This window comes from Streptomyces phaeochromogenes (genome assembly GCF_001418655.1).
GTDB lineage: Bacteria > Actinomycetota > Actinomycetes > Streptomycetales > Streptomycetaceae > Streptomyces > Streptomyces phaeochromogenes.
In genome coordinates this window covers 20447-42161 of the sequence record NZ_LIQZ01000003.1, presented here as the reverse complement: position 1 = coordinate 42161, position 21715 = coordinate 20447, and the positions used below count along the sequence as shown (strand labels likewise).

The 21715-nt window shown below is 68.7% G+C and carries 23 protein-coding genes and 1 pseudogene; 10 read left to right on the top strand and 14 right to left on the bottom strand.

Annotated features, from left to right (window positions below):
• Nucleotides 1–39: 39 nt before the first annotated feature.
• Both AOK17_RS00235 and AOK17_RS47915 read left to right on the top strand, forming a co-directional pair.
• Nucleotides 40–762: a TetR/AcrR family transcriptional regulator gene (locus tag AOK17_RS00235; protein WP_055610165.1), complete on the top strand. Its 723-nt coding sequence runs from the start codon at nucleotides 40–42 to the stop codon at nucleotides 760–762.
• Between the two features lie 49 nt (nucleotides 763–811).
• Nucleotides 812–985 carry a GMC oxidoreductase gene (locus tag AOK17_RS47915; RefSeq protein WP_281198568.1) on the top strand — a complete coding sequence of 58 codons (174 nt, stop codon included), beginning with the start codon at nucleotides 812–814 and terminating at the stop codon, nucleotides 983–985.
• A gap of 34 nt (nucleotides 986–1019) precedes the next feature.
• Here the strand turns inward: AOK17_RS47915 and AOK17_RS00230 are convergent, their stop codons facing one another.
• Entirely contained in the window at nucleotides 1020–1847 is an 828-nt protein-coding gene (locus AOK17_RS00230; RefSeq protein ID WP_055610164.1) for an NAD(P)H-binding protein, read from the bottom strand.
• A gap of 70 nt (nucleotides 1848–1917) precedes the next feature.
• Between AOK17_RS00230 and AOK17_RS00225 the strand changes: the two genes are divergently transcribed.
• Complete coding sequence (locus AOK17_RS00225) at nucleotides 1918–2358, top strand: winged helix-turn-helix transcriptional regulator (RefSeq protein WP_055610163.1); 441 nt, start codon at nucleotides 1918–1920, stop codon at nucleotides 2356–2358.
• Between the two features lie 118 nt (nucleotides 2359–2476).
• On the top strand, nucleotides 2477–3049 hold the full coding sequence (locus AOK17_RS00220) for a GNAT family N-acetyltransferase (RefSeq protein ID WP_055610162.1): 573 nt from the start codon (nucleotides 2477–2479) through the stop codon (nucleotides 3047–3049).
• A gap of 135 nt (nucleotides 3050–3184) precedes the next feature.
• Here AOK17_RS00220 and AOK17_RS00215 read toward each other — a convergent pair whose 3' ends face one another.
• Nucleotides 3185–4597 carry an erythromycin esterase family protein gene (locus AOK17_RS00215; protein ID WP_055610161.1) on the bottom strand — a complete coding sequence of 471 codons (1413 nt, stop codon included), beginning with the start codon at nucleotides 4595–4597 and terminating at the stop codon, nucleotides 3185–3187.
• A gap of 204 nt (nucleotides 4598–4801) precedes the next feature.
• Here AOK17_RS00215 and AOK17_RS00210 point away from each other — a divergent pair, with 204 nt between their 5' ends.
• Nucleotides 4802–4993: a hypothetical protein gene (locus AOK17_RS00210; protein ID WP_055610160.1), complete on the top strand. Its 192-nt coding sequence runs from the start codon at nucleotides 4802–4804 to the stop codon at nucleotides 4991–4993.
• Between the two features lie 108 nt (nucleotides 4994–5101).
• Here the strand turns inward: AOK17_RS00210 and AOK17_RS00205 are convergent, their stop codons facing one another.
• Entirely contained in the window at nucleotides 5102–5398 is a 297-nt protein-coding gene (locus tag AOK17_RS00205; RefSeq protein WP_055610159.1) for a putative quinol monooxygenase, read from the bottom strand.
• Nucleotides 5399–5509: 111 nt separating this feature from the next.
• Here AOK17_RS00205 and AOK17_RS00200 point away from each other — a divergent pair, with 111 nt between their 5' ends.
• On the top strand, nucleotides 5510–6469 hold the full coding sequence (locus AOK17_RS00200; protein ID WP_055610158.1) for a GlxA family transcriptional regulator: 960 nt from the start codon (nucleotides 5510–5512) through the stop codon (nucleotides 6467–6469).
• Between the two features lie 200 nt (nucleotides 6470–6669).
• Here AOK17_RS00200 and AOK17_RS00195 read toward each other — a convergent pair whose 3' ends face one another.
• The 3 genes from AOK17_RS00195 to AOK17_RS00185 all read right to left on the bottom strand — a co-directional run bounded on the left by AOK17_RS00195 (nucleotide 6670) and on the right by AOK17_RS00185 (nucleotide 10754).
• Entirely contained in the window at nucleotides 6670–8859 is a 2190-nt protein-coding gene (locus tag AOK17_RS00195; protein ID WP_342671460.1) for an MFS transporter, read from the bottom strand.
• Nucleotides 8860–8978: 119 nt separating this feature from the next.
• Nucleotides 8979–9476 carry a MarR family winged helix-turn-helix transcriptional regulator gene (locus tag AOK17_RS00190; protein WP_055610157.1) on the bottom strand — a complete coding sequence of 166 codons (498 nt, stop codon included), beginning with the start codon at nucleotides 9474–9476 and terminating at the stop codon, nucleotides 8979–8981.
• 162 nt (nucleotides 9477–9638) lie between these two features.
• Nucleotides 9639–10754: a Gfo/Idh/MocA family protein gene (locus tag AOK17_RS00185; protein ID WP_055610156.1), complete on the bottom strand. Its 1116-nt coding sequence runs from the start codon at nucleotides 10752–10754 to the stop codon at nucleotides 9639–9641.
• Between the two features lie 114 nt (nucleotides 10755–10868).
• Between AOK17_RS00185 and AOK17_RS00180 the strand changes: the two genes are divergently transcribed.
• Both AOK17_RS00180 and AOK17_RS00175 read left to right on the top strand, forming a co-directional pair.
• Nucleotides 10869–11228, top strand: coding sequence for an ArsR/SmtB family transcription factor (locus AOK17_RS00180; protein WP_055610155.1), 360 nt, complete (start codon nucleotides 10869–10871; stop codon nucleotides 11226–11228).
• Between the two features lie 78 nt (nucleotides 11229–11306).
• Entirely contained in the window at nucleotides 11307–12257 is a 951-nt protein-coding gene (locus AOK17_RS00175) for an SMI1/KNR4 family protein (protein ID WP_055610154.1), read from the top strand.
• A 23-nt stretch (nucleotides 12258–12280) separates the two neighbouring features.
• Here the strand turns inward: AOK17_RS00175 and AOK17_RS00170 are convergent.
• The 7 genes and pseudogenes from AOK17_RS00170 to AOK17_RS00145 form a co-directional block, all read right to left on the bottom strand.
• A pseudogene (locus AOK17_RS00170) lies at nucleotides 12281–13208 on the bottom strand (ABC transporter permease).
• Nucleotides 13195–13983, bottom strand: a complete 789-nt coding sequence (locus tag AOK17_RS00165; RefSeq protein WP_055610153.1) for an ABC transporter ATP-binding protein — start codon at nucleotides 13981–13983, stop codon at nucleotides 13195–13197. Before AOK17_RS00165 ends, AOK17_RS00170 begins: the two are co-directional and overlap by 14 nt.
• 61 nt (nucleotides 13984–14044) lie before the next feature.
• Entirely contained in the window at nucleotides 14045–15151 is a 1107-nt protein-coding gene (locus AOK17_RS00160) for an aliphatic sulfonate ABC transporter substrate-binding protein (protein WP_055610152.1), read from the bottom strand.
• A gap of 327 nt (nucleotides 15152–15478) precedes the next feature.
• The gene (locus AOK17_RS53740) at nucleotides 15479–15580 is read right to left on the bottom strand and encodes a putative leader peptide (RefSeq protein ID WP_327394225.1); all 102 of its coding nucleotides are present in this window, start codon (nucleotides 15578–15580) and stop codon (nucleotides 15479–15481) included.
• Between the two features lie 138 nt (nucleotides 15581–15718).
• Nucleotides 15719–16177, bottom strand: coding sequence for an RrF2 family transcriptional regulator (locus AOK17_RS00155; RefSeq protein WP_055610151.1), 459 nt, complete (start codon nucleotides 16175–16177; stop codon nucleotides 15719–15721).
• Between the two features lie 120 nt (nucleotides 16178–16297).
• Nucleotides 16298–17527: an acyl-CoA dehydrogenase family protein gene (locus tag AOK17_RS00150; RefSeq protein WP_055610150.1), complete on the bottom strand. Its 1230-nt coding sequence runs from the start codon at nucleotides 17525–17527 to the stop codon at nucleotides 16298–16300.
• A 13-nt stretch (nucleotides 17528–17540) separates the two neighbouring features.
• A complete protein-coding gene (locus AOK17_RS00145) occupies nucleotides 17541–18110 on the bottom strand; it encodes a winged helix-turn-helix domain-containing protein (protein WP_055610149.1) in 570 nt (189 codons plus the stop codon).
• A 786-nt stretch (nucleotides 18111–18896) separates the two neighbouring features.
• Here AOK17_RS00145 and AOK17_RS00140 point away from each other — a divergent pair.
• Together AOK17_RS00140 and AOK17_RS00135 are read left to right on the top strand one after the other, a co-directional pair.
• A complete protein-coding gene (locus tag AOK17_RS00140; protein ID WP_055610148.1) occupies nucleotides 18897–20057 on the top strand; it encodes an LLM class flavin-dependent oxidoreductase in 1161 nt (386 codons plus the stop codon).
• Nucleotides 20054–20593 carry a GNAT family N-acetyltransferase gene (locus AOK17_RS00135; protein ID WP_055610147.1) on the top strand — a complete coding sequence of 180 codons (540 nt, stop codon included), beginning with the start codon at nucleotides 20054–20056 and terminating at the stop codon, nucleotides 20591–20593. Before AOK17_RS00140 ends, AOK17_RS00135 begins: the two co-directional genes overlap by 4 nt.
• 192 nt (nucleotides 20594–20785) lie before the next feature.
• On the opposite strand, the gene AOK17_RS00125 is transcribed toward AOK17_RS00135, so the two are convergent.
• Nucleotides 20786–21301: a hypothetical protein gene (locus AOK17_RS00125; protein WP_055610146.1), complete on the bottom strand. Its 516-nt coding sequence runs from the start codon at nucleotides 21299–21301 to the stop codon at nucleotides 20786–20788.
• Nucleotides 21302–21715 lie beyond the last annotated feature (414 nt).

Below are 21715 nucleotides of genomic sequence, written 5' to 3'. Positions count from 1 at the left end.
TAACTACGAACACTGTTCGCGTCAAGTTATGATGGCTGCGTGAATCCGAGAGAGCGACGCGCGGCGCGCCACCAGCCGCCGAACCCCGAGGCCGAAACCGGCTCCAGGCCGCGGCGCCGCAAGGCCCCGATCACCGTGGATCAGGTCATCGACACCGCCCTGGGCGTCATCGCCGCAGAGGGCTACGAGGCACTGACCATGCGCCGACTGGCCGGCGTGCTGGACACCGGCCCCGCCTCGCTCTACGCCCACGTGGTGAACAAGGCCGACCTCGACGAGCTGCTCATCGGACGGCTGTGCGCCGAGCTCGTACTGCCCGATCCCGACCCCGCGGCCTGGCGGGAGCAGATCCGCGGCGTGTGCACCCAGATCCGCGAGCAGTACCTGAAGTACCCCGGAATCTCCCGCGCCGCGCTCGCCATGGCCCCCACCGACCTCGAGACGGTGCGCGTCAGCGAAGGAATGCTGGCCATCATGCTCGCCGGCGGAGTCGCCCCGCAGACCGCCGCCTGGGCCATCGACGCCCTCCTGCTGTACGTGGCCGCCTACTGCCTAGAGGTATCGATCGCACGCCGGCGATCAGCCCAGGACGACGCCGTCTGGGTCCACGACCGCGACGAACTGCTACGCCGGTTCGCCGCCCTGCCCGCCGAGACCTTCCCCCACACCACCCGCCACGCCGCCGAGCTCACCGCGGGCGAGGGCCACGACCGGTTCGACTTCACCCTGGCCCTGATGATCGACGGCCTCGCGCACCGCTAGCCCGACGTCGCCCTCTCGAGCCCTGGTTGTCGGCGTCCTGCGCGGAGGTGTGCGAGGAGTGTCCGGCCTCCGAGTGGTCGACGCCTCGATCTTGCCCGACATCCCCTCCGTGGCCACCAACCTCATAGTGATCATGTCGCCGAAATCATCGCCGACCGCTACACCGAGGACGCCGAGGTCTGACATCGGCGCGGTGGTTCCGCAACGACATCGCGTGGAGTGACCGTTGAGCGGAGACGGTGTCGGTGCGAATCGGTCTACGTCCCCACGTGCGCCTCGCCGACCGAGGCCGCGTACGTCTCCAGTGCGGACCGCGGCTCCCGCTCCAACAGCCCGCGCAGCGCGTTGTGTTCGATGCCCGTGCCGTCCAGGAAGCCGGCTGCGATCGCCGAGTACGTGCCCACCAGCATCGGCACCTGGTAGGGCAGCGACTCTCCGGCCGCAGCAATCGTTTCCCGGGCTCGGGCGAGTGAGCCGGGCTCGTAGGAGCCGCCGGCCGCTGCCGCCAATTCCGTACCGCTGAGGGCTTCCTCGCCGACAAGTTCGTACGTGCGGCCCGCGTGTTGCTCCGGGGCGCTCACCACGCGAGCGGCCACCTCCGCGAGATCCTCGCGGGCGACGGCGGCCAGACGCCCCGTGCCGAGCGGCGCGGTGATGGTCCCGGCGGGGTCGGGGGCGGCGATGGCGGCCAGGAACTCGGCGTACAGACCGTTGCGCAGGACGGTCCACGCCAAGCTGCTCTGCCGGATTCGCCGTTCGGTCCAGCGATGGGGGAGTGCGTAGGCGAGGTGGTCGCCGTCGCCGCTCAGGCTGGTGTAGACGATGTGCCGTACGCCCGCCTTCTCGGCCGCAGTGATGGCCGCGTCGTGACGGGCGACGACCACGTCGTCCTCGCCGAACCCCGCGGAGATCAGCAACAGCGTGTCCACACCTGAGAAGTCGAGTGACGCCGGATCGTCGAAGTCGACGCGGCGCTCGCCCGCGGAACGGGGTGTGCGGGTGCCGAGCACCACGTCGTCGCGTACCGACAGTTGCTGGGCGACGAGCTGTCCGAGTGCCCCGGCGGCGCCGGTGACCAGAATCATGGGAAGTCCCTCCTGAGCTGTGTGGTTCCATCCTCAGCGGAGGAACGGGATCGCATAAGGAGGCACATTCATGTCAGCAGGGCACACGGCGGTAACCAGCCCGGCGACCGCCCCGGTGGTCGCGGAACCCGTGATCGTCTGCGACACACCGCAGGACGAGTGCGGTGTCCGGGATGTGCTGGACCGGCTCGGCGACAAGTGGTCCGTCTACGTGGTGGTCGAACTCGCTTCTGGCATCCGCCGATTCAAGGAGCTCCAGCGCGCCATCCCCGGCGGCATATCGCAGCGCATGCTCACGCTCACCGTTCGCCGCCTCGAGCGCGACGGTCTGGTGAAGCGCACGGTGTTTCCCACGGTCCCGCCCCAGGTCGAGTACGAGTTGACGGAGATGGGACACAGCCTGACTCACCTCGTGAAGGCCCTCGCCGACTGGTCGATCGCCCATCGCCCGGCCATCGCCGCCTCGCACGAGGCATGGGACACGGCCCACCAGGACTCGGACGCGCGCTGACCGCTCGGTCCGGCGGGCCTGACACCGGACCCGGCGGACCTGCAACCGGATCCGGACCGGGGCCGTACCGCCGGAACGTCGCACGGCGTCACCGCGCCCGCCGTGCCATCGTGGTGCCATGACGATCGAAGTGCGCCCGGCTACGGTCTTCGAGGACGTCCGCACCCTGGTCGGCCCGAAGTCACCCGGGGCCAACGTCTGCTGGTGCCTGAGCTACCGGATCCCCTCCAAGCTCAACAACGAGCTTCGAGGGCCGGCCCGAGGCGAATACGTCGCCGAACTGTGCCGTACGGGGCCCCCACCAGGTGTGCTCGCCTACGACGGCGACGAGCCGGTCGGCTGGGCCGCGGTGGCGCCGCGCGCGGACACCTCCTTCGCGCGCAACCGCAAGATCCCGCACGTCGACGACCTCCCGGTCTGGTCGCTGTGGTGCATCCGCGTACGCCCCGGTCATCGCAAGCAGGGGATCTCGCACGCTCTCATCGCCGGGGCGGTCGAGTACGCCCGCGCCCAGGGCGCACCGGTGATCGAGGCCTACCCCCTCGACAACGGTGACGCCAAGGTCGACATGACGATGGCCTACGCGGGGCTCCGCAACAACTTCGAGCGCGCCGGGTTCATCCATGCCGCCGACACCACCTCGGTACTGGCCGGTCATCCCCGCATCCTGATGCGCCTCGACCTGCGCTGACAATCGGCAGGAACCCATGGGTTCGACTACAAGAAGCTGCTCCGCACCGCGGCATGGAGGACTGAGCAGGGACGGACGCAGGCCGGTGCGGGCGACCGGAAGACGCCCGCGCGGCAGCTCGCCACACCCTGCGGGTCAGGGCTTGCCCAGGTACTCGGTGGCCTCGATCTCGTTCAGGTGGATGAGGACGTCGTGTGCCTGGCCGAGGGCGATCTTGTACGTCACGGGGTCGGGCCACCCGGCGCCGATGTTCCAGGTGACACGCGACTTGTCCAGCCAGGCGCGCGCGGAGTTGGGGACCGTGCGCATGTCGAGGATGTAGTCGTCCTGGCGGACCTTGTCCAGGGTCTCCTCGTTGGAGCCGGGCTTCGCGGCACCCACGCGGTAGGTGCGCATCACGTTGTCGTCGGTGCCGAACGCCTTGAAGGAGCCCTTGAAGAAGCTGAAGCCGATGCTGACGTACTTCCTGCCCAACGCGTCTCGCAGGAACGCCCCTTGAGTCTTGGGATACCGCTCGTCGAAGGAGTCGTACGCCACGTGCGTGTTGTGCGCGGACAGCAGGACCCGGTCACCGGTGTGCTTGTTCCACCAGGCCACGTTCTCCGACATCACCTGGTCACGGAGCCTCATCATCTCCGAGACCTGGGCCTCGTCGGTGATGTCGAGGGAGTAGCCCTTGGCCATCTGGTGGATGGCCCTGGCGTGCTGCACGGTCCACAGGTGCTCCTGCCGGTCGGCGCCGGAGCCGGGGCGCTGCTTGTGCAGCAGCTCGTACACCTTCCCGGTCCGCTCCGCCCGCTCCTGGCGCTCGGCCAGAGGCAGCTTCAGGTAGTCCTCGCTGTAGGTGCCGGCGTCGGTGGTCGGCGCCAGACCGCGGTACAACTCGGTGACGCGCTCCAGCAGTTGCGGGTGCTCGCGCGCCACCTGGTCGGTCACCTTCTCGTACAGCTCCGGCCCGGCGTAGCCCATGTCGTTGCCCATGAACTGCACCTTGTCCTTCGGGTGTTGGCGGTTGTAGTCGCGCATCCACTCGATGAGGTTGATGTAGTCCTGGTTGTTCCAGATCCGGTACGCCCCCAGGAACTCCTCGTTCGCTATGTCCTTGAGGTTGCCTTTGCCGTTCAGTACGTAGTCGTTGAGCCGCAGACCGCTGCTCCAGGCAAGTTCCAGGGAGAAGGTCCGGAAGCCCTTCTGCTCCACCAGGTAACGGAAGACCCGGTGCTTCATGCGGAAGAAGTCCTGCGATCCGTGGCTGGCCTCACCCAGACCCACCACCTGGGCGTCCTTGACCATACGGCCCAGCGCGTCCAGGTCCCGGAGACTGCCTTCGGGCTGGGTGGTCCTCAATGTGTGGGCACTGCGCTCGATGGCATCGACCACGCTGCCCGCGCGTTGCCCCGTTGCCGACGTCTTGGAGAGGCCGGCGGACGCCGAAATCGGAGTCGATGACTTGTCGTCCATGGCATCGCCGATGGCCGGAGTGGCGACCGCCATGGCACCGAGGGAGAGGAGGACCGAGGGAATGATTACTGCCTTGCGTCGCGTCATGGCCATAGATTCCCGTGCGCACAGGGGTCGTCTCCAACCCATACGCTGCCCAGCTCCGGGTAGCGCAGACACTACCGCCGGGCACCTTGGCGTGTTCAGGTCGGGCGCCTTCTTCAGAGAGAAGGCTGCAGCCTCGTTGGTGTCCGCCCACGAGCCCCGGAACTGGACTCCGCCTGGCCCGGCGTTCGGTACGGGCTCGGCCTGATGGAGATCCCGCTGTCCTGCGGCGGCGCGTACTACAGCCACGGCGGTGACATGCCCGGCTACACGACACGTAACGGCGTCAGCGAGGACGGCCGCCGCACGGTGGTCCTGAACGCGACGGGCGACGGCTCGACGGACTCGTCCACGCAGCAGGCGGCGAACAACCTGATCGACGACGAACTCCGCGCGTGAGCCCGCCCACCTGGCCGGCGCGGCCACGGTCGCCGCGTCGAACAGAGGCCCTGGCCGGCAGCCGGGGCGGGAGCTGTCCATGCCCGGGCTGCCGGGTGTCCGGGCCGGTCAGGAGACCTTGGCCCCCAGCAGGTCGATCGGGGCGATCACCGGCGGTGCGCTGAGCCTGGTCTTGGCGGCCTCCCCGAGGGCGGCGGCGATCCGGCCCACGAGGTGCGCCTCGCGTCCCTGCTCGTCCTCGAAGGTGTCGAACACCCCGAAGGTGGTGGCGTTCTCACGGAACGCGAACCACGCCACCGTGCCCTCCTCCTGCTCGGCCAACTCCTGGGCGCCGCGCAGCATCGCCGCCACCTCGTCGGCGAACTCCGGCTTGGCCTCGATGCGTACCAGCAGACCGACCTTCATGTGACCACTCCTTGCCTGAGGACCGCCGGGCTCCCGGCGTGCAACGAACGTATGGCGGCGGTCGGTGATCACATCAGTGGCAGAAGCGACACGGTTGATAGGGTTCCCGCCATGCGGATAGCGGTCGTCGTCTACGACGGGGTGTTCGACTCGGGGCTCGCAGCCATCCTCGATGTGCTGGACAACGCCAACGCGCTGGCCCGGCAGATCGACGAACCGCCCACCTGGAACGTGACACTGGTCGGCCCCGCTCCGCAGGTTCGGACCGGAGCGGGATTCCTTGTGGCACCCGAGCCGCTTGAGCAGGCACACACGGCGGACCTCCTGGTCGTTCCGGCATTCGGGGCGAGCGATCCCGACGCATTGCTCGACCATGTCGGCGGCGATGCGTCCCTTGCCGTACGTGACCTCGTCGCACACACCCGCGCCCGCGGTACGACCGTCGCGTCGGCGTGTGCGGGTACCTTCCTGCTGGCCGAGGCGGGAGTACTGGACGGCCTGCGCGCCACGACGACCTGGTGGCTGTCGCCGGTGTTCCGGAACAGGTATCCCAAGGTCGAGCTGGATCACAGTCAGATGCTCATCACCTCGGACGGCGTCATCACCGCCGGGGCGGCCTTCGGTCACGTGGACCTCGCACTGGCGATCATCCGGGCGAGCAGCCCCGCGCTCGCCGACCTGGTCGCCCGCTACCTCGTGGTCGACGAACGCCCCTCGCAGGCCGCGTACACCATTCCCGGTGCCCTGGCCCAGAGCGATCCCACGGTCGCGGCCTTCGAACTGTGGATCCGCGAGCATCTTGCCGAACCCATCAGAATCCCCGAAGCAGCCGGTGACATCGGCGTCAGCGAGCGCACGCTGCAGCGTGCCGTACAGCGCACGATCGGAACGTCCCCCATCCGATTCGTCCAGGACCTGAGAATCGAGCGGGCCTCCCACCTGCTGCGCACCACTGACCTGTCCCTGGAGACCATCTCCAGGAAAGTCGGCTACGAACACCCGAACACTCTGCGAGTACTCCTTCGCGAACGCACCGGGAAGACCACATCAGCCCTGCGCGGCGGCAACTGACGCCGCGCCTCCGCGCAGCACGGAACGCTACGAACAGCGCGGTGGTGACGCGCCGTCCACCCACCTACGGACGAGGTCGGAATCGGGTGAAGGGGTCCAGCTCCCCGTCGCGAGTGATGGTGGGCACCGCGATGTCCGGCGCTGCCGCGAGGCGGGCCTCGATACCGTCGTAGCGGCGCACAGACGCGGCCCGTGATCCGTCAGTCGGGGGCGTCGCTGGTCCGGAGATCCACTTGGCGGGCTTCTCCGTTGCCGAGCGTGATGTCGGCGGAGACGGGAGGGCAGCCGGAGGCGACGACGGTGTAGGGGCCGGGAGTCAGGCCCTTCAGGGTGTACGTGCCGTTCTCGCTGGTTGTGGACGTGGTCACGACATCGCCATGGGCGTTCAGCAGGGTGATGTGGGCGTGGGGGACGGGACGATCGGTGTGTGCGTGGCGCACGGTGCCGTGCACACCGCAGATCGCCGTCAGGGCGAGGTCGGAGAGGACCGGTTCAGCTCCCGTGGTGACCTGCACGGCGCGGGGCTCGTGCCCCTTGGCCGACACGACCAGCATGTGCGAACCGGGTTCCGCTGACGCCAGCTCGTACGCCCCGTCCTGACCCGATCTGGCGATGGCCTTCTGATGGCCGTAGCGGTCGACGAGTGTGAGCGTGGCGTGGACCAGCGGCTCGCCGGAGCTGTCCCGTACCCTGCCGCGCAGTTCAAGGGCGGGGGGCGTGGCCGAACCGACCTCAGTGGCTGCCTGCGCGGGCGCCATGGCAGCAGGCGTCACGGGTGTCGGTGAGGTGGGCGACGGCTTGGTGCGGCCACGGATCAGTGAGGCGGCCGCGGCGGCCAGGGACATGGCGATGGCGAGGGAGAAGACGATGACCAGACCGTCGTGGAACGGCTGCGAGATCAGGTGGGGGAAGAACTCACGCCCCGTGAGGTGCGCCGAGGCAGTCGGCGAGAGGTGGGTCAGGACGTCCGGGCCGAGCAGGTGCTGGATCGGGTTGTATCCGAGGAAGGCCGCGAACAGGACGCCCACCGGGGGCAGTTCGGCGACGGTGTGGGCGGCGTGTGCCGGGACGCCCTGGGCGGTGAGGCCCGAACTCAGGGTGTGCGGCAGTGTGCTGGAGAGGCCGGCCACCATGAGCGAGAAGAACACGCCCATGGACAGCACCATGCCGGCGTTCTGGAACGTGGCGCGCATGCCGGAGGCGGCACCGCGGGCATCGGCCGGGACGTTCGACATGACGATCGAGGTGTTCGGCGCCGCGAAGAGGCCACCGCCGACCCCGTTGAGGAAGATCAGCGCTGCGAAGATCCCGTACGGGAAGTCGCTGGGCAGCATGAGCAGTCCCGCGAACGACGCCGCCATCACCGCGAATCCGGATGCTGCGAACAGCCGCGCACCGAACCGGTCGGACAGCGCTCCGGAGATCGGCCCGGCTATCAGGAAACCGGCAGTCAGCGGCAGCATGTAGATGCCGGCCCACAGTGGGGTGTCGGCGTAGTCGTAGCCGTGCAGGGGGAGCCAGATGCCCTGCAGCCAGATGATGAGCATGAACTGCAGGCCACCGCGCGCGATCGACCCCAGCAGAGTGGCCGCGTTGCCGCCCGCGAACGCCGCGTTGCGGAACAGGCGCAGCGGGAACATCGGCTCGGTGACCTTCATCTCGACCACGCAGAAGACCGCGAGCATGGCGACACCGCCGATCAGCCCGGCCAGCACCCACGGGTTGGTCCAGCCCATGGTGTGGCCCCCGTAGGGCTGGATGCCGTAGGTGATACCGGCGAGCAGGGCACTCAGTCCGACGGCGAAGGTGATGTTGCCCCACCAGTCCATCCGCCCCGGCCTGCGCACGCCCGTCTCGTGCAACGACTTGTACGCCCACACCGTGCCGATCAGGCCGATGGGCACGTTGACCCAGAAGACCGAGCGCCAGTTCCACGTGACGAGGGCGCCGCCCAGCACCAGGCCGATGAACGACCCGGCGATGCCCGCCACCATGTTGACGCCCAGGGCCATGCCGCGCTGACGGGCGGGAAAGGCGTCGGTGAGGATGGCCGCGGAGTTGGCCATCAGCATCGAGCCGCCGACCGCCTGCACGATCCGCCAGCCGATCAGCCACAGCGCCCCGCTCCCGCCGTGGAAAGGGTCGAGGGACAGCACCACCGAGGTGAGCGTGAAGATCAGGAAGCCGGCGTTGTAGATGCGGACCCGGCCCATCATGTCCCCGAGTCGGCCGAGAGCGACCACCAGCACCGCGGTGACGAGCATGTAGCCCATCAGCATCCACAGCAGGTAGCTCACGTTCGCGGGTTCCAGCGGATCGAGCCGGATACCGGTGAAGATCCCGGGCAGCGAGATCAGCACGATCGAGCTGTTGATCGTGGCCAGCAGCATGCCCACGGTGGTGTTGGTCAGCGCGACCCACTTGTAGCGGGGATGATCCACGCCGATCCACGTTTTGTGACTGCCCCGCCCTGTGTCCGCGGTTGCGGGGACGTGGGACTGCTCGGGGGTCATCGCTTGCTCCCGGTGCTGTGCTGTTCGAGAAGGGGAGGCTGCTGTGTTCCGTCCTGGAGCAGCATCCGCCGCACGAGCGGCAGGGCGGTCCGCATCGCTGTTGCCAAGGCGTGCTGCTCCTCGTCGGGGAGGGAGGACAGCAGGTTGGCCAGGCGGGTGTCACGCTCTTGTCGGCGCTCGGCGAGAACCTCCCGCCCGGTGTCCGTGATGGCGACCAGGGTGACCCTGCCGTCTTCCGGGTCGTCGATCCGCAGCGCCAGCGCCTGCCGCTCCAGGCGCTGCACCAACTGGGTCATCGACGGCTGCGTGACGCCTTCCGCCGCCGCCAGCGCGGTCAGCCGGGCCGGGCCCTCCCGCTCCAGCCGGGCGAGGGCGGAGGCGGCGGTGAAGCTCATACCCCGCCTGTCCGTCACGGCCCTGACCACGACAGAAGCGAGGTCGGTGAGCGCCCGCGCGGTTTCCTGGAGGCTGTCCTCCGAATGCGACTGATCCACGGTTACCAAGTATCGCGCTTTTACATAGGCACCCTATGAAAAATGGGTAAGAAGAATTTCCGGGACGGGGTAGTGCTGTCAGGGAGGGGCGGAGACAGGGGAGGGGCGTCGCCGGGCCGACGGTCCCGATCCCGGCTGTGGGCCTCACCCGCGCCGCCCGTATCAGTCGCGCTTGGCCGCGGTCTCGATGCGGTCGAAGAGCTGCTGGCGCTGGTGGGCGTGGGTGAAGTCGGCGATTCGGTGGGTGCCTTGGCTCAGGTCTTCGCGGATGCCGGCGTAGGCGTGGCCGACGGTGTAGGCCGGGCTGGTCCGGGCGTCGGCGAGGGCGGGCAGTTCGTAGGCGGCGGGCAGGGGCAGTTCGGCCAGTTCGCCGCTCTCGCCGCGGGCGCCGTGGAGGGTGATCGGTCCGACCTGGAGATGACCGTTGGGTCCGGTGATCTGGATGTCGCCCTCGGTGCCGTTGATCTCCCACAGGAAGTTCGTGCCCCGGCTCAGCCCGCCGCGGTAGTGGGCGGAGACGACAGCGCCGGACTCCAGGACACCCTGGACGGCGATCTGGTCGGCCGTGCGCATCGCCACTTCCTTGCCGGTCTGCGCGACGCGGACGGTGGTGCGGCGGGTGACGGCCCTCGCGTCGAGGTCGGCGAACTCCCCGAGCACCATGGTCAGCGCGTCGACGGTGTGGCCGAAGGGGATGGTCAGCAGCGTCGCGCCGTTCGCGGGGTCGAGCAGGTAGATGTTGCTCTGGTCCACGGTGTCGCCGTATGCGTGTCCCGATCCGACCAGGGTCGTGGACAGTACGTCACCCACGTAGCCGTCCGCGATGAGGTCGCGAAGGTACTGGACGTGCGGCGCGGTCCGGGCCTGAAGACCGACGAAGGTGCGGACGCCCTTGGCCTCAGCGGTCTCCGCCAACTCCCTTGTCTCGGCCGCGTTCTTGCCCAGTGGCCATTCGCTGAGCACCATCTTTCCGGCGTTCAGCGCGGCCATTACGTTCGCGTAGTGGTCGGGAGCCTTGACGCTGACCACGACGAGGTCGACGTCCGGGCTCTCGGCCAGCTCCTTGGCACTGCCGAAGGCAAGGGGCACCCCGTACTGCTCGCCCGCCCTGTGGGCGGAGCCGGGGTTGGACGTGCTCAGTGCGCGTATGTCGAACCCCTCCAGGGCGCGCAGCGCGGGCAGATGGGAGGCGGCTGCCCAGCCGCCGGAGGCGCTGAGGCCGATGATCCCCACGCCGATGGAGGATCCGGGCGCGACCGGGGAAGAGGCCGAGGGCATGGGTGTCTCCAATACGTGGGGGAGCGGGGGTATGGATCACTCCCCGCCGCTTCACCGTAGCCCATGTACACATTCTTGCGAACATGGTGGCGGGTGACCCGGTACCCTTGCCGCATGGCCAGCCGCACGTCTTCCCCGCTCACCCACCCCGACTTGGAAGAGTTCGACCTCTTCAAGATCATGAGTGCGCTGGCCGACCCCACCCGGCTGGCCATCGTCGTCACGCTCGCCTCCAAGCCCGGCCTGGCTTGCAAGGGCTTCTACCCGGCCGTCGGGAAGTCGGCCCTCACCCGCCACCTCCGCATCCTGCGCGAGGCCGGCCTCATCCAGCAGCACGACGTCGGCACACTCCGCGTCAACGCCCTGCGCAAGGACGACCTCGACCAACGCTTCCCCCACCTGATGGACCTGGTCATCAACGAGGGCGCCGGCGCCGACCATCCGATCCTTGTGGCGGACCTCGAGAGTGCGTGACACCCACTGAGGTGTGGCGCCGAATCCGTTTCGACTGCGGGCCCCGCCTTCCATCCGACCAGCAAGGGACGCCAGGCTGTGGACGTCGAGTTACCCCCGTTCGTACGCGACACCGCCGCCCAGTTCGGGGCCGGTGTCCCCTACGCCCTGAAGGTCCTGGCCGGTCAGTTGGCCGACGACCCGGACATGGGTCGGCCCTCGAATCTGCCTGGCATCCTCACCGTGATGGTCGACGGCGACCTGTTCGAGGACTGCCCCGCCCTGGCCGTCGGCTACATCCGTGAGCCCGACCGGATCGAGATTCGGTACGTGACCCCGATCTCCTTTGCCGAGTCCGCCGAGCCCGTTGCGGACGCCCGGGACCGGGAGCAGCAGGTCGAGGGGCCCGCCGACCTGGCCACCGACGTGGTCACCGTCCGGGAGGTCGCCGACGCCTGGCAGCGCATCACCGGCTGGCTCCAGCGCAACGCACCCGATTCCTACGCCGCGCTCCGTGCCGGTGCAGGCCCCGCCTCCATCGCCGCCCTGGAGGGTGACCTCGGCATCCGGATACCCGTCGAGCTGCACGTCCTGTGGCTGCTGACGGCGGGTGACAACGGGGTCAATGGCGGGGGATGCCTTCCGGGCAATTGGGCTCTGATGACCCTGGACGCCGTGGCCGCCACCTACCGGCTGAAGACGGACTCCCAGGCGCACGAGGACACCTTCAACACCGACCGACCCGAGGACGAGCGGATCACCGTGTGGAAGGAAACCTGGATTCCGGTTGTCGCCTTGGGCCCGGCCGACGGCACCTCGGGGCTGTACCTGGACGCCGAGACCGGCTACCTGGGCCGCTGGTCCCGCTACAACGAAGCCCCCGGCGAAGAACTCGACACGCTGGTCACCTACTTGGAAGAGGCCGCCGACATGCTCGAAGCCCCGGCCCTGGCCACGCGGGACAAGCCCGGCCTGATCGGTGGGGCGTTGGTGTGGCTCAGCAGTATCCACCGCGCACAGGAAGACCGGTGGCAGCCCTGGACCGGCTGACCACCGGTCACGATCCGGTCGGCTCAGTGGGTGACCAGCAGGCCCCGGCTGCGCAGTACCCGCCGCTCCAGTGGACTGAAGATGAGCAGGTCGATGGCGATTCCGACGATCAGGATGAGGAGGATGGCGAGGAAGACCATGGACATGCTGTTGGCGGTGCGGCCGTTCTCAAGGAGTTGGCCGAGGCCGATGCCGAGGTCGGGTGAGGAGGCGATGATCTCGGCGGCCATCAGGGAGCGCCAGGAGAAGGCCCAGCCCTGCTTGAGGCCGGCGAGGTAGCCGGGCAGTGCGGCCGGGATCACGATGTGCCAGGTGCCGCGCAGTCCCGTGGCGCCCAGGGTGCGGCCGGCCCGCAGGTAGAGCGGGGGTACCTGGTCGACGCCGGAGACCAGTCCGTTGGCGATCGAGGGGACCGCGCCGAGCAGGATCACCGCGTACATCATCGAGTCGTTCAGCCCGAGCCACAGGACGGCCGGCGGCACCCACGCCACCGACGGCAGCGACTGGAGGCCGGACAGGATCGGGCCGATCGCCGCGCGGACGAACTTCACCCGGGCGACCAGCAGACCCAGCGGCGTGCCGATCACCAGGGCCATGAGGAACCCGAGCAGACCGCGCGAGACGCTGGTCCAGATGTACTCAAGGAATGTGCCTTGCCGCCAGGCCTCGCTGACCTCGTCCCAGACCGCGGACGGCGCGGGCAGTTTGTAGCTGTCGGTGACCTTCGCCCAGACCAGGACCTGCCAGACCACCAGTACCAGCGCCACGGCGACGATCGGGCGGCAGCACCTTGCCCGTCAGCGTCTCGCGCAACGGCGTACGGTCGACCCGCACCGAATCCAGCGCGTCAAGGCCCGCTTCCAGTCCCGCCAGATCGTGCGGGTCCTGGGACTCCCCGGCCGCCGGGGAGTCGTCCTTCTTGATGTCGACCCCGGGGTCAGTGCTGGCCATGGCGGCGGATCTCCCCACGCAGTTGTTCGGTGATCTCGACGGACAGTTCCGCGACGGCGGAGTCCTCGATACGGCGTGGCTGCGGGATGTCGACCGTCCACTCGTGGGCGATCCGCCCCGGGCGGGAGGACAGCAGCACCACGCGCTCGGCGAGGCGTACGGCCTCGCGGACGTTATGGGTGACGAACAGCACCGACACGCTGGTCTCGCGCCAGATGCGGGTCAGTTCGTCGTGCAGCACGTCCCGGGTGATGGCGTCCAGGGCGGCGAACGGCTCGTCCATCAGGAGGAGTTTGCTGTCCTGGGCGAGCGCGCGGGCCAGTGCGACGCGCTGGCGCATCCCGCCGGACAGTTCGTGCACCCGCTTGCCGTAGGCGCCCTCCAGCCGGACCAGGGCCAGCAGTTCCTCCGCCTTGGTGCGCCGCTCCGCCTTCGCCACGCCCCGTAGTTTCAGGGCGAGTTCGATGTTCTTGCCCGCGGTCAGCCAGGGGAACAGGGCGTGTTCCTGGAACATCAGCGCGGGGCGGCCATCGGTGCTGATGCCGCCCGCCGATGGCTGGTCGAGGCCGGCGACGAGGTTGAGCAGGGTGGACTTGCCGCAGCCGGAGGCTCCCAGGAGGGTGACGAACTCGCCGGGGGCGACATCGAGGGTGATGTCGTCCAGGACGAGCTGGCGGCCGGCGGGGGTGGTGAAGGACTTCGAGACGTGCTCGATCCGCGCGGCGTACTCCACCGACGTAGTGGCGTCGGCGGCCTTGGCGAGGGCGGTTGCCATGGTCGTCACCTCCTGGGAACTCATGCGGATGAAACGGGACTGTCCGGGCTTGTGCGGGGGGTTACTTGACGCCGAGTCCGGCGTCGTCGACCGTGCTCTTGCCCTCGGCGGTGAGGACCTTGTTCAACGGCGCCAGGTCGTAGATGCCGTCCAGCTTCGGCTTCTTGAGCAGACCCGCCTTGACCGCGTGCTCGGCCTCGGTGTTCAGGGTCGAGGCCAGCGGGTCATCGGTGAACTGGATCGACTTCCACGCCGGGTCCAAAACGTCGGCCGGCAGCGGCTTGCCGGACAGCTCCTGGAGCTTGGTGTTGGCAGCCGCCTTCGCCTTGTCGGGGTTGGCGTTGATCCACGTGTTGGTCTTCACCGAACCGCGCAGCACCGCCTGCACCACATCCGGGTGCTCCTTCAGGAAGGTCTGGGAGACGATGATGTTGGTGATCACGAACTTCTTGTCGGGCCACAGGTCGGCCTCGTCCAGGAGCACCTTGCCGCCCTCGGCGACCAGCTTGGACGCGGTCGGCTCGGGCACCCACGCGCCGTCGATGGAACCGGCCTTGTAGGCATCCGGGGTGATCTTGTTGTCGGTGCGCACCACCGACACATCACCCTTGCCGCTCTGCGCGTCGACCTTCCAGCCCTGCTCGGCGATCCAGTTCAGGAACGCCACGTCCTGGGTGTTGCCCAGCTGCGGGGTCGCGATCTTCTTGCCCTTGACGTCCTTGAGGGACTTGACCTTGTCCGGGTTGACGACGAGCTTCACACCGCCGGACGCGGAACCGCCGATGATCCGCAGGCCCTTGCCGTCCGTGGTGCTGTAGCCGTTGATCGCGGGCGAGGGGCCGATCCAGCCGATGTCGATCGAACCCGAGTTGAGTGCCTCGATCTCCGCGGGGCCTGCGTTGAACTGGGAGTAGGTGGCCTTCGTGCCGCCGAGTTCCTTCTGCAGCAGGCCTTCCTGGTCGCCGACCAGGGCGGTGGCGTGCGTCAGGTTCGGGAAGTAGCCGATCCGCACGGTGTCCGCGGAGAGCTTCTTGCCCTCGGCCGCCACCTTCGACGTGTCGTTGTCCTTCGACTCGGACCCGTAACCGCAGGCAGTGAGAGCGAGCAGGGGAAGCGCGGCTATGGCGGCGATGGTGCGCAGGGTGGTGAGCGGTCGTGCGGCAGACACGGAGGTGTCCTCTCAGGAATGGGTTGTCGGGAGTTCGGAAACGCGAGGCGCAAAGCCCATTGGCGCGTAGCGCACCAGCACTCCACTACCGGCCCTCGGTGGCAGGAATGCCGTCGCGGGCTGAGGAGCGGAACGTGGCGGGTGTCGCCGGAGTGGTCGCTGCGTCGCCGACACAGCCACGCCATGCCCGAAGGCATGCGGTCAGCGGGATGTGCGGGTGACGCAGTCGGCCGAGGAGTGTCGAAGAACGTCCGGGCCACCGACAGGGGCGGGGAGGCAGGGAGCGCAGCGGTGTTCTGCGTGAGCCACCGGGTTCCGCGGACGGCGTCAGACAGGGCGACAGATGGCGCTTGACGTACGGCCGAGGTCGATGTGGCGACGCGAGGTCAGAAGGGGCAGCAACCGGTCTGTGCGGTTGAGCGTTCTCATGGCCACCCCGCAGTTCCCTAGTTTTCCCACCTGGTTGATGGGGATCGTGACAGAAGGTGGCCTTCACCCCAAGAGGGTGTTCATATGATGGACAGCCTGATCTCACATTGCGGGATCAGGCTGGGATCGGCCTTGCGGTCAGGGGTTTGTCCAGGCGCCGGGGGAGTCGGTCAGCGCGGACACCCCGGCGGGCAGCTCGGCCGACGCGACGTCGGCGAGGGACACGCCTTCGAGGATCTCGCGCACGTTGGAGCGCAGCGCGATCCACAGCGGAAGCAGCGACTGGGCGGGTCCGGTGTAGGACAGATCGGGAGGGCGGACCCCGCGGACCGAGACCAGCGGTCCGTCCACGACGCGAATGACGTCGGCGATGCTGATGGACTCGGGAGACTTGGCCAGCCGGTAGCCGCCGTTGCCGCCGCGCTGACTGAGGACGAGTCCGCCCCGGCGCATGTCGTTCAGGATGCCTTCGAGGAATTTGTGCGGGATGTCCTGGGCGTCGGCGATGGCCTCCGCCTTCAGTGGCCCGTCATCGCGTGACGCGGCGAGCTGCAGTGCGGCACGTACCGCGTAGTCCGCCCTGGCTGAGATCCGCATGCGTTCATTATCCCGTACGAATTCGGTCGGCGTCCGCTGCGGGCGGGATGCCGGGCACCCGTTCTCGTCCGGCAGCCGAGGGGTTCAGGTCGCCGGAGATCAAGGCAGGGTCTTGCGAGGTCAGGCGGGCAGGACGAACGGGGGGTGCGCACCGTTGAGGAAGTAGTCCCCGACATCGCGAAGCCGGTCGGCCACGGGCTCGTACAAGGTGTGGGTCCTGGCGTTGCGCCAGAAGCGGTCGAAGCCCAGCCGCGAAGACGTGGAGCGGACGCCGATGACGTCCAGTGCGCGAGCGGTGCAATCCTGCACGGCCCTGGAGGCGGCGGCTTCGGCCATCGCCACGAGGACCGATACCTCCGCGTACTCGTCGTACGTAAGATCTTCACCGCGCGCCAGCCCGCCCTGCAAGGCGTCCAGAGCTTGATCGGTGAGCGCGGAAGCGGAGCGGGTGAGGACGGTGAGTTCCCCGTAGATGGCCAGCACCTGCGGGTCCTGCGGAGAGCCGGCCGGCCACGCCGGGTCCCAGGGAGAGTGGCCCGCCCGGCTGTACTCACGGGCTTCGGCGAGCACTCCCTCGGCCATGCCGAGACGGAGCTGGACGGACACGAGTCGCCCGACCGGTGACGCCAGGGAGGACACGGGCGACAGGGCGTCCTCGTCCGCGGACAGGGAGCCGAGTACGTCGTCGGTGCTGACCGGTACGCCGTCGAACTCCACGCTGCCGCCGGCCGCGAGCCGCTGGCCGAAGGGGTCGGCGTCGCCGTCGATCACCACGCCGTGCCGGGCGGGATCGACGACCACGGCGAGCGGTTCGCCGGTGTCGGTCCGCACGGCCCGTACGACGAGCCGGTCGGCGACCAGGACCCCGGTGACGTAACTCTGCCGGCCGTCCAGCAGGTAACCACCGGCGGTCCTGTTCAGCGCGAGAGGTGGTTCCTGACGGGCGAAACCGCCGCCCCAACACCACTGCTCCGCCGCGGACTGCCGCCCGACCTGCGCGGCGAGGGAAGGCTCGGTGAAGAACCGGGCGCTCCACGACATGAAGTAGTGACAGCCGAGGAGCTGGCCGATGGCGCCGTCGGCCGCGGCGATCTCCCGGACAACGGCGTAGGCCGTCGGCCAGTCCTCGCCTGCGCCCCCGAGCTCGGCCGGAATCAGCAACGTCAGCAGTCCCGCTTCGCGCAGCCGGGACACCTCGTCGAACGGGACCTTGCCCGCTTGCTCCCGGACCACCGAGTCCGTGGCCAGGTCGTCCGCCGTCTCGCGGGCCACGCGCAGCCAGTGCGCGCGGCCCGTCGCGGTCCGGTCCGACTCCGGCGCGGGACCGGACTGCGCGGGGGCAAAGCCCATGGGACTGGTCTCCTCAAGGCCGGCCGCAGAGAGCGGCGTCGGGGCTCACTTGCTGCTCGGGCACGTACTTGTAGCCCACGCGTCGTACGGTGACGATCCGGTGCTGGTGAGCCTTGCCCAGCTTGCGGCGCAGGCGCGCGATGTGGACGTCCACGGTGCGGCCGTCGCCGACGTGGTCGTAGCCCCATACGTTGGCCACCAGCTGCTCGCGCGAGTGGACCTGGTGGGGCCGCAGAACGAGATGGGCCAGCAGCTCGAACTCAAGGTAGGTGAGGTCGAGTTCACGCCCGTCCGCCTCCGCGACATGCCGCGCGGTGTCGACGTGGATGCTGTCGCCGCCCGCCTGCGGCGCGGGAGGCGAGTCGTCGTAGGTGACCGGCCGGAGGTCCGGCCGTACCCCGTCCTTGGTGAAGAGTTCGGCGGGGTCGGTGCCCTCGGGGACGAGCAGGAGGTAGCCGACGAGCGGCGCCGCATTGTGTTCCCCGGTGCCGCCCTGCCTGGTGTCGCCCACCAGGCGAAGATGGCGCACGTCGGAGAGGGGCGAGTTCAGGGGAGCGGGCTGAGCCGGAAGTGCCGTGGTCATGGCGGTCGTCCTTCAGAAGGATGTCGGGCTGTCGGGAGCGGTGGGTGAGTTCACCTGAAGGAAGCGGAGCGGCACGCGCGATGGGTGCGAGTCGCGTGCCCTAGACGCGACAGCAGGCGGCACTGACGACGTGACCAAAGTCGACATGCCGACGACGAACGAGTCGTTGCTGCGTGGGGCACATGTGCATCATCCTGCGCATCCCAGCAGGGCGCCGTCAATACTTCCCTAGTAAATCGATAGGAAATATAGGGAATGATCGACGGGGATGGCTGGTATGCGTTGCCGTGGCTGGCTGGCTGGCTGGCTGGCTGGCTGCGGCTCGTTGGCAGGCGGGCAGGGTGCCGGAGCCGGTCCGGCATGCGGGCGTTGGTTGACGATGAGCGAGATGTATTGCTCAATTGGCCGCATGAACGCCCAGCCGCGCTTGGTCTCGCGTGACCACATCGACTTCGGTCGGGTGTGGTCCGCGGCGTGTTGCGCCTGACTCGGGCGGTGGGCCGTCCGTAGGCCCTTCCCTCCTCGGTGCCCCTGTCGCTCACCGAGTTCCCCCTTCGGGGCACCGACCCTCGCAGGCGCTGACCCGCGCAACGACGTGGCCCTGCGGGTCTTGACGCGCGCTGCCGCCGCCCGGTTGCCGGCTGACCCTGCCCAGGTCGCCTCCCTCGCTCCAAGCTCCGCACCAGTTCCCTGACGAGCCGTTGCCTGACGAGCCACTCCGTGACGAGCCGTCATGTCCCGCTGTGCAAAGGCCCGTTCCGCCAGCCCGTACGAAAGGTCATTCCCATGCCCGTGGAGTTCCTCGGCATCGCCGCGACCAACAACGGATCCGAGACCACCGCGCGGTCCGGCGCCGCCTTCGACAAGGAGTACACGCTCCGGCTGGCCCGGGCGCACGAGGAGCACGGCTGGGATCGGGTGCTGTTCGCGTACGGCTCAGGATCGCCGGACCCCGCGCCGGCCGCCGCCTACATCGTGAGCAGACTGGACCGGCTCCAGATCCTGCTCGCCCATCGGCCCAACGTCTCGTACCCGACCTTCGCCGCGAAGACCTTCGCCACCCTCGACCAGATCAGCGACGGCCGGCTGACCGTGCATTTCATCACCGGCGGCAATGACCAGGAGCAGGGCCGCGAGGGTGACGTCCTCACCAAGGACGAGCGCTATGCCCGCACTCGCGAGTACATCGGGATCGTCAAGAAGATCTGGACCACCCACGAGCCCTTCGACCACGAGGGCGGGCACTACCGTTTCCACGACTTCGTCAGTGACGTCTTCCCGGTTCAACAGCCGCGCCCGAACGTGTCGTTCGGAGGATCGTCGCCCGCCGCGTACGCCGCAGGGGGCGCCGAGGCCGACATCTACTGCCTCTGGGGCGAGCCCCTCGCGAAGACCGCTGAGCAGATCGAGAACGTGAAGGCCGCCGCGAAGGCCGCGGGCCGGACCGAAGTCCCCCGCATCCAGGTGGCGTTCCGGCCGATCATCGCCCCGACCGAGGAACTGGCCTGGGAGAAGGCGCATCGCACGGTCGGCGCGATCAGGGCCCGCAAGGAGAAGGGCGAGACGATCACCAAGCGCCACAACGGGCAGGCGCTGCCGCAGAACACCGGCTCGCAGCGGCTGATCGCGATCGCTGAGGCGGGCGAGCGCTACGACCGTGCCCTGTGGACTCCGACAGCTGCCGCCACCGGGGGTGCGGGCAACTCCAACGCCCTGGTCGGCACGCCGGAGACGGTCGCCCAAGCACTCCTGGACTACTACGACCTCGGCGTCGACATCCTTTCCGCCCGCGGCTACGACCTGCTGGACGACGCGATCGACTTCGGCCGGTACGTGATCCCGATCGTCCGCGAGGAGGTCGCCAGGCGCGACGCCGAGCGCGATGCCAACCGCGACATCGAGCGCGCAGCCCGGGCCGCGCAGAACCTCGCGGCGGTGAATGGATGACATCAGTCGCGCAACCACCGTCGTCCGCAGCCGAGTTGACGGTCATTCAAGTTGCCGTGTCCGACCCGCGGGTGAGACCGCTGCTGCGCGAACTCGGCGACGAGTACTCGACGCGCTACGGCAAGGACGCGCACGCCGAACTTGCCCGCTATCCCGACGAGGAGTTCACCCGGCCGTACAGCGGGGTGCTGCTCCTGGTGTTGGAGCGCGGTGAGCCGGTCGCGGGCGGCGCGTTCCGCCGGTACGACGCGACCACGGCGGAACTCAAACGGATCTGGACCCACTCCGCCCACCGCCGACGCGGCTTGGCGCGACTCGTGGTCGCCGAACTGGAACAGGAGGCGCGCGTACGCGGCTACGGGCGGATCTACCTGACCACGGGGCCGCGCCAGCCCGAGGCCCGCGGCCTGTACCTGGCCACCGGCTACACCCCGCTGTTCGACACGTCCGCCGACCCCGAAACCATAGGCCCGCTGCCCTTCGAGAAGCACCTGTCGGGTATCGCCCGCCACGAGATCCGGGCCGCGCCCAGATAGCGGATGGAGTCCAGCAACTGCCGGTGACGTTAGCCCTCGGGCCGTCCGCCCCGCTTCTGAAGCCAGGCCGGCACAGACAGCATCGGCCGGACGGCCGCCCACTCCGCATTCGTCATGTCCGACGGATACCGGCGCCCCCGAACGGGATGGTCGGCCGCGTTGCCGTACACGTTCGGGCCTCCTGCCGACGGCCTACCACCAGGGGGTGCAGGTGATGCCGGTGTCCCTGACAGGGATCGCCGCCATCGCGCAGACACGGAAGGCTCGGCTCGCCGAGTTGCTGGTCGGGTAGGCCGGGGTCGTGATCCTGGCGCCGGCCGACGACACGTAGAACGGGCCGCACTGGATCCACGACTGTTTGTTGTCGTTGGTGACATCCATCCAGACCTGGCCCGAGGCACCGGCACCCCAAAGGCTGGAGCTGGTGCTCAGGACGCCCCACCCCATCTCTCGGCCGCCGACGTTGCCGGTCTGCATCGCGTACGAAGCGACGGCGTACGGCACGTTGGTGGGAAAGTCGACCACCAGCGCCCCTGCCCCCGCCACACCCCGGCCGCTGAGACTGTCGGGGATGTCGGTGAATCCGGCCCTGCCTTGCGTGCAGTCCGATGCCGCCGCCTGAGCCGCACCGGAAGAACCGGCCACGAGCCCTGCCCCGAGCACGAGCGCGGCTGTTCCCACGCTGAAGATCCGGCGGATACTGTGCATGTCTTCTCCTTGGTCGAAAGGCTGACGGTTCCCACAGATCGGCCCCTTGCCGTAATGCCCGCCTGCCGGAACCGTCGTCATGCCGTCACAACGGCTACTGCTGTTACCCGATCGGAGCGTTCACGTCGCTCCTGCTCCAGCCGCCGTAGCGGCCAAGAGTTCCCCCGAGCCGGCGCCTCGGACTGTAGATCGCGCCAGGGACATCGTGTCCCTGACAGATGTCAGGGTGGCGCCCCTCACCTCATCGACCACGCATCAAGAACCTATGAGGGTCGTGAGGGCGCCATGGGCAGGGCGTGATCGGGCAAGCGATCCCGAGCATGGCGTGGTGGACGCCGTCGCCTTTGAGGCGGCAGTCTCGGAAGGTTTTCCAGGTCTTCATGCGGGCGAAAGTGTGCTCGGCCCGCGCGTTCC